Origin of the sequence: Algibacter pectinivorans, assembly GCF_900112595.1 — a bacterium.
GTDB classification, from domain to species: domain Bacteria; phylum Bacteroidota; class Bacteroidia; order Flavobacteriales; family Flavobacteriaceae; genus Algibacter_B; species Algibacter_B pectinivorans.
Window position 1 is genome coordinate 1 of sequence record NZ_FOMI01000017.1, and the last position, 6,661, is coordinate 6,661.

Annotated in this window: 7 protein-coding genes; 5 read left to right on the forward strand and 2 right to left on the reverse strand. The window is 30.4% G+C overall.

Annotated elements, in window-relative coordinates; translation table 11 throughout:
• Positions 1 to 245 precede the first annotated feature (245 nt).
• Complete coding sequence (locus tag BMY96_RS15735; RefSeq protein WP_139205283.1) at positions 246 to 536, reverse strand: hypothetical protein; 291 nt, start codon at positions 534 to 536, stop codon at positions 246 to 248.
• Positions 537 to 793: 257 nt separating this feature from the next.
• Between BMY96_RS15735 and BMY96_RS15740 the strand changes: the two genes are divergently transcribed.
• From BMY96_RS15740 to BMY96_RS15765, 5 genes are all read left to right on the forward strand, one after another.
• Positions 794 to 1,543 carry a CPBP family intramembrane glutamic endopeptidase gene (locus BMY96_RS15740; RefSeq protein ID WP_092853943.1) on the forward strand — a complete coding sequence of 250 codons (750 nt, stop codon included), beginning with the start codon at positions 794 to 796 and terminating at the stop codon, positions 1,541 to 1,543.
• Positions 1,544 to 1,690: 147 nt separating this feature from the next.
• On the forward strand, positions 1,691 to 2,056 hold the full coding sequence (locus BMY96_RS15745) for a hypothetical protein (RefSeq protein WP_092853945.1): 366 nt from the start codon (positions 1,691 to 1,693) through the stop codon (positions 2,054 to 2,056).
• 100 nt (positions 2,057 to 2,156) lie between these two features.
• Entirely contained in the window at positions 2,157 to 2,441 is a 285-nt protein-coding gene (locus BMY96_RS15750; RefSeq protein WP_092853947.1) for a hypothetical protein, read from the forward strand.
• Positions 2,442 to 3,181: 740 nt separating this feature from the next.
• Positions 3,182 to 4,270: a hypothetical protein gene (locus BMY96_RS15760; RefSeq protein WP_092853951.1), complete on the forward strand. Its 1,089-nt coding sequence runs from the start codon at positions 3,182 to 3,184 to the stop codon at positions 4,268 to 4,270.
• Positions 4,271 to 4,437: 167 nt separating this feature from the next.
• Complete coding sequence (locus BMY96_RS15765; protein ID WP_092853953.1) at positions 4,438 to 5,232, forward strand: hypothetical protein; 795 nt, start codon at positions 4,438 to 4,440, stop codon at positions 5,230 to 5,232.
• A gap of 794 nt (positions 5,233 to 6,026) precedes the next feature.
• Here the strand turns inward: BMY96_RS15765 and BMY96_RS15770 are convergent.
• The gene (locus tag BMY96_RS15770) at positions 6,027 to 6,437 is read right to left on the reverse strand and encodes a hypothetical protein (protein WP_092853955.1); all 411 of its coding nucleotides are present in this window, start codon (positions 6,435 to 6,437) and stop codon (positions 6,027 to 6,029) included.
• Between the last annotated feature and the right edge of the window lie 224 nt (positions 6,438 to 6,661).

A 6,661-nucleotide genomic window follows, 5' to 3' on the forward strand; every position in this document is an offset into this window, starting at 1 on the left:
AAAGCAGGAGAGCACAATATTAAATTAGTAGCAGTTTTTAAAATGAACAATAAAGAAAATGAAGAAATACACGTTCCGACAAATTTATATGTTACCGTAAAAGAATAAAAATACTGTTGGCAACAATGTATATAAAAAATTGCTATTTTGTACTTAACCAATGTAAGTTGCTTTGTTTGCTAGCTTCTGATTTTCCTTCGGAAAATCCTCGCACACAAACACGCAACATTTCATATACGTAACCGTTATGCCCCATCTAGATAAACGTACAGGTCATTTAATAAATCAACAGGTACATATCCAAAAACAGGGGCAGCACTATTTACGCCATCAGCCCTTTCAAGTAATTCATTGTATCTTGGAAATGCTTTTAACACACTACTTCTTGTTATATGTAACCAACCTTTCTTATTAAAAAGGGCTAATTCCATTCTGTCATAATCTTCGACAGGTAACGTATATCGTGGAGAACAATAGTGTCCCGTGCTGCCCTGTACGCTCATTTTGTATTTACCAGCTTTCACGGATTTAAGCATTCTGTAATCATCACTACTGTTCGCAGTGTCCTGTTTTTGTAATTCTTTAATTAATTCCATTTTTGTTTGAATAAAAACGGGGCATAACAACGGCTATAAAAAATAGCGGTTGCAGTGCTTACCGTAAGGTTAATAATTCTATTTAATTTCGTTCTCATTTGATAGTTAAATGTTTCAATTCCGCTACTTTTCATAGCCAAACCGTTACCTGCAAGTTAAAAAACCGAACCGACTAAAAATTGAATATTGAAAAAAATATGAGTAAAAGACTTTATCTGAATTTATTTTTGAGTTTACTCATTTTACTTTTTGGCTACAATTTTGCATCTGGACTTATCGACTTTTGGACAATCAGAATTATTAATATTTTGGCAATTGTTTTAGCAGGATTTTTCTTGATTAAATTTAATCCAAACTTGCTTCCGAAAAAAGAAAACTCAACTTTCCGAATTAAATACCTTTTTCCAATTGTTATCGGAATTATTGGACTTTTTTTAGCAACTTATTTTATTCCATTATTAATTTATAATTTAATGGAATGGGAATGGACTGACCGAATTAGACCAACGCAGTCAGAATTACCGAGATATTTGACTTTACTCACAGTTTGGGCTTTTTTGGAGGAAATATACTTTCGAAGAATTATATCGCAGAAATTATTTAACGAAAAAGGGCTTTCTAAAGCAATCTGGATTTCTTCTTTAATTTTTAGTATTGCTCATATTTTTTCAGATAATGGTTTGTTCGGAGCATTTATTGGTGGAATAGCTTTAGGTTATATTTATTTAAAGACAAAAAATATTTGGTTGAGTATATTAACACATTTAGCATTTAATCTGACAAGTTTTTTTGTGTCACCGAAACTAACTAAAAATCTCGCTGAATTTAATTCTTATCAAAAAATATCTCTGATAATAATATTAAGTTTTGGACTGATTTTGACAATGATTTTGATTATAAAAAAACAGACGAATAATAAACAAGCGGAATTAAAAACCAGCAGGTAACATCGTGTATAATTAATTGCTTTGGCAATTGCCTACTTGGAAAATTCCTTCGGAATTTTCTCTGGCACGTTTTTGTTTACTAAATTAGTTGCTTAAACACGCAACTAACCATACACAAGACCGTTGTAGCTAATTTAAACCAAGAGGATGAAGAATATAAAAGACATTGAATTTAATGATATTGCGTTTATTGAACAGAAAGGGCGGAAAGCGGTAATCCTATATGGAAAAGACAAAATAAGAGCAGAAAATCTGCATAAGGCAATGACTGAAAAAGGATTTAATTTTAAAAGCAAACCCGAATCTAATGGGTGTTACACAATCGGTCTTGATGTAGAGAGTTACGGAACAACATTGATACTTGAAACTAAATTAAAAAAAGAAACATATCCGCAATTAGTGTGGCTAGAAAACTCAAGTATTTCAGATGTTATTATTGCTTACAAGGACGGAAAGAATACTGAGCTGATTTACCCCACTTTCCCTTTGAACTCTTTGTTTTATCCAAATTAACAGAATAGAATTTATGTTCTCCTGATTTTGGAGAAGGATATAATTGACCTTTATCAATTGAATAAAAAAACATCGAAATAATAATTATAAAATTTAATATATGTTTGATTCACTAGACACTACGATAATACTTATTGCGAAACTTGTTTTACTTATCGGGTTTATTTACGCTTTAAAATATTGGTACGACAAGAAAAAATCTATAATTCCTGTAATATTGTATTGGGTGTTAGGTTTATTTTTCGTTCTGTTAATAAGTTCTACAATTTTCGATTGGCTCATAATTTCGGCAATGAATACCGAGGAATATGGAGCATTAAGTGTAATATTTGCTATTGTTTTTTATGTTTACGTTGGTCTTAACAAATTCAGAAACAAAAACTAACTTCCGACTGACCTTACTCAAACGCAACTGTTGCGTGCGACTGACAAAAAAACAAAACAAAAATGTCTCTATTTAAAGATATTCAAGAATCACACGACTCTATAAAAGCACTTGGAATAAGTTTGCTTTTAGCACCATTTTGGTATTTATCAATTTACTTATTTCATCCTGAATGGTATCTTAAAACAGACATTATAATTAAAATTATACTATCATGTTTATTACCCATATTATCAGTAATCTTTTCATCGATATATTTATCTGATACAATAGAAGGCAATACTTTTGGCTTAATTGAAAATACCGTTGCTATACTTTATTTTCTGATGATGTGGAAAGCTATATTAATGTTTTGTGTTTATACATTTTGCTTCTTTACTGATAACGAATTATATTATTATGGGTATATAATGATTTATTTTACACCAATTATCATACTTTTAATAATACATTTTTATAAAATAGCAGTAAAAAAACAGTAATAACTATAGTTATACAACAAGAGATAATAAAGTCTTTTTGAAAACTAGAGCGACTTGACATACGAACTGAAAAAATTAAAAAACTAGCTACAACAAAGTATAAAATTAATTGCTTGCTAATAGGTTACTTGGAAACCGCTTTGATTTCCTTTTGTTTGGCTCGTATCTTTTAAAGTGCGTTCTTAACCAACGCAACTAATTTTATACGTAGCCGTTAGGCACAATACGAACAGAAAATTCCGAACTAAACATTACAATATGAAATTTACATTTAAAATTTTAATCCTATTAACCATATTTACATCCTGCTCAAACTCAGATAAAGAGAATAATCCTGATTGTACATATACACCAACTTTATTAACCGAAGAAGTTTCCAATATTACTGAAACGAGCGCAACTTTTAGTGGACAAATTATCGCACCAACTTGTGAAAGTACCGTAACTTCTCAAGGTTTTGTTTACGCCAAAACAACACTTCCAAAAACGGATGACTACGTTATAGAAGTTAATGGAGTAAATATTTCATCTGAAGCGACTAATTTGGAAAGAAATACAACATATTATTTGAGAGCGTTTTTTGTCAATCCAACTGGAGAGTATTACGGAAACGAAATTGAGTTTACAACAGCAATCGGAGAAATTAATATTACAACAAAAACTATAGAAAACATTACATTAAATAGTGCAACGAGTGGAGGAATGATTAATGATGATGGAGATGGCACTATAATAAACAAAGGTATATGTTGGAGCACCTCTCAAAATCCCACAATTAATGACAACCACATAGAAAATAATACTAATAATTATGACTTTAATTCAGAGATTACTGGATTACAGGAAAATACAACTTACTATGTAAGAGCTTATGCGTCAAATGAAAATGGTATTACATATGGAAATGAAGAAACTTTTACAACTTTATCCGCGACATATAAAGTTAATTTAGAAATAACAGGAACTACAGGTAATTGTGGTTCTTCAACAAATTATTTGGAATATCAAGTCACTTATAAATTTGACGATAGTGATACTATTTCTGAAACAGCTGGAGGTTCTGGAGATATTTACTATCACGAAAGAGAAGGTGAAATTAGAGATAATTTAAATATGACCATTTATCTTGGGTATTTTGACCCCGAATATCCAAATAGCAACAATTATCCTGGCTCTAATTTGGATAACATAACAATTACAATTACAAACATAGACACTAATGAAGAGGTTTTAAATACTACATTACCTGATTTATTCATATGTACAGACTCGGCATACAAAAATATTTTCAATTTTAACCCTGTCGATAGAACATACACAATAGACCGATTAACTTATGGATTTTAAAAAAGTACTGTGCCTAACAATGTATAACCGCAATTACGGCGGATTCGACTACGTCCGAATCCACTCGGAATTGCTAACGTCAGTGCTAAACCGAAAATAAGCGCTAATTTAACCCGTAACTGACGGTTATACGAGACCGTTACACACAATAGCTCTGAAAAAACCGAATGAGAAATATTTTAACCATAGTTTGTTTATTTATTATTATTTCTTGCAAAGAATCAAAGACAAACAATCCGAATTCTGACAACGGAATTACTCGTGCTTTAGGAAATAACTCTGATGCAATTAAGCCGAATATGATTTTGGATTTAAAAGCAACTGAATCTACCGAGAAAGAAAGTATTTCGATAGATTTGATATTTAGCAAAAACTCTGTTGTCGAACCAATTCATCAGAAAGTCTATTTATCATTTTTACTCACCCAAACAAAGGAATTACAAAAATACCGCGAAATATCTTTTAATTACCATATCGAAAATGAAGAGTTTAATAAAAGTTCATTTCTCATATCCCAAAAAACAAAAGAATCAATTTTAAAGAAATTTAGTTTTATTCCGTTTAGAAATAACATCAAATATTGTCTTGAAAATTTTGACATTGGAACAATGTACGGACTTGACATTTGGATTGACAATATAAATCAAATTTATCCTGACGAATTAATGAAAACTAACTTTTTTGATGTTATAGAGAAATTTAGTTATGAATGTTCTGATATAGATAAATCAAAGGATGCTAAAGCAACGATTGTAGTTTTGTATGTAGCTATTAAGGATTATGTTGATAAAGTCAAACCAGATAATCCACAATTAAGCAGTCAAAGACATAATCAAAAGTTACTTGAAGAGTTATGGAAAATATGTAATAATGGAGAAATGATTCAATTTGCAGAACAACGTTTATTTGGAAAAGTTGGCGGGAATTGGGATGAATATAGTAAATATAATTTACAGAATTGATAAATTTAACGTGTCGCTACAGTGTGTAACATTGTATAAAAATAATGCGTAGTTTAGTGCTTAATCAAAGGTTAGTTCGCTTTTGTTAGCTGCTGATTTTCCTTCGGAAAATCCTCGCACACAAAACCGCACTATTCTTATACGTTACCGTTGGCATCCATTAATCAGCGCGGAAAATTTGTAACGGAATAAAAGTATTTAAAGTAAAAATAGTCTGTTAAATAGATTAAGGAAAATAAAAAGCCAATACGTGAGCATCTTATGTTTTCGGACCCAACTCAAACGAAACTGTTGCGCGCTTTCCGACCCTACTCTGATGTTTTTAATTTTGTGTTTAAAATAAAAAGTTGAATACAAAGAAAAAGTCAAAACGTGAGTTACTTATGTTTTCGGACTCAACTCAGACGAAACTGCTGTGAATATTTCGGACTTTACTCGAGCGAAACTGTTTCGCGCTTTCCGACACTACTCTAATGTTCTTAATTTTGTGTTTAAAAATATAAAATCACTGACCCAAGAGCGCAAAAATAAGTTTTTTAAAATGACAAAAAAATCGGTAATTGTAAAAGCAAATAAATAGAAAAATTAAAAACGTATGCCAACACCATGTATAAAACATAGCTAATTGGTTTTTAAGCGTAAAGTTTGTGTTTATTTGCTAAGTATCGCCAAATTTTAAATTTGGCTTTTAAACTGATAAATTAAAAACAAAATGTAAAATTTAGCTCGTGCTAATTCGAAAGTTAATTTCTTTTTAACACGCTACATTCCATACATATCAACGTTAGGGCAAATTAGAACATCAAGGCTAATTGCTTACTTACATTTTTTGTGAACTTCTTTATTTCCATCTTATCAAAATGATAGTTTACTATTTGGTCAATTACTAAAGCAAATTCATCTCTTTGGTAAAGTGCTTTTAAATAACCATCTGCATCATATTTTTCTATTACTTTTTGGATAGTTTTTTCAAAGCAGTTTTTTATTTGTTTATCTGCCAACTTTACAGATAAGTCTATTTCGTATTTAGAATATTCCTCGCTTAAATCAGAGATGAATTTTTCGTGATTATTCGTATAAAGAAGTTCACAAAAACGCTTATTTCCTAACTTCCAGCAAAAGAGTATTAAAGAAGCTATTGATAATTTATCTTCTACACTATAAATACCTCTTGTCGTTTCATATATAATTGGTTCTATCTTCATAATAACTTGCCCTAACACCGTATAAAATTAAGTGCTATTTTAGGCTAAATTTAAGGTTAATGTTTATTTACTAATTCTTCGAGATTATCGAAGTTTCTCGATGTTTTTACGCACCTAATCTTATACAACACGTTACCCAACATTATGAAAAAACTAACCAAATGACCAAAACTGACCTATTTCGAGTAATAATTAAAATTTTCGGAATTTACTGCTTCATTGAT

What these genes read in the sequence shown, in the direction of transcription:
- BMY96_RS15745 (WP_092853945.1), top strand. Translation starts at nt 1,691, where the DNA reads ATGAAGAATATAAAAGACATTGAATTTAATGATATTGCGTTTATTGAA.
- BMY96_RS15750 (WP_092853947.1), top strand. Translation starts at nt 2,157, where the DNA reads ATGTTTGATTCACTAGACACTACGATAATACTTATTGCGAAACTTGTT.
- BMY96_RS15735 (WP_139205283.1), bottom strand. Translation starts at nt 536, where the DNA reads ATGCTTAAATCCGTGAAAGCTGGTAAATACAAAATGAGCGTACAGGGC.
- BMY96_RS15765 (WP_092853953.1), top strand. Translation starts at nt 4,438, where the DNA reads ATGAGAAATATTTTAACCATAGTTTGTTTATTTATTATTATTTCTTGC.
- BMY96_RS15760 (WP_092853951.1), top strand. Translation starts at nt 3,182, where the DNA reads ATGAAATTTACATTTAAAATTTTAATCCTATTAACCATATTTACATCC.
- BMY96_RS15740 (WP_092853943.1), top strand. Translation starts at nt 794, where the DNA reads ATGAGTAAAAGACTTTATCTGAATTTATTTTTGAGTTTACTCATTTTA.
- BMY96_RS15770 (WP_092853955.1), bottom strand. Translation starts at nt 6,437, where the DNA reads ATGAAGATAGAACCAATTATATATGAAACGACAAGAGGTATTTATAGT.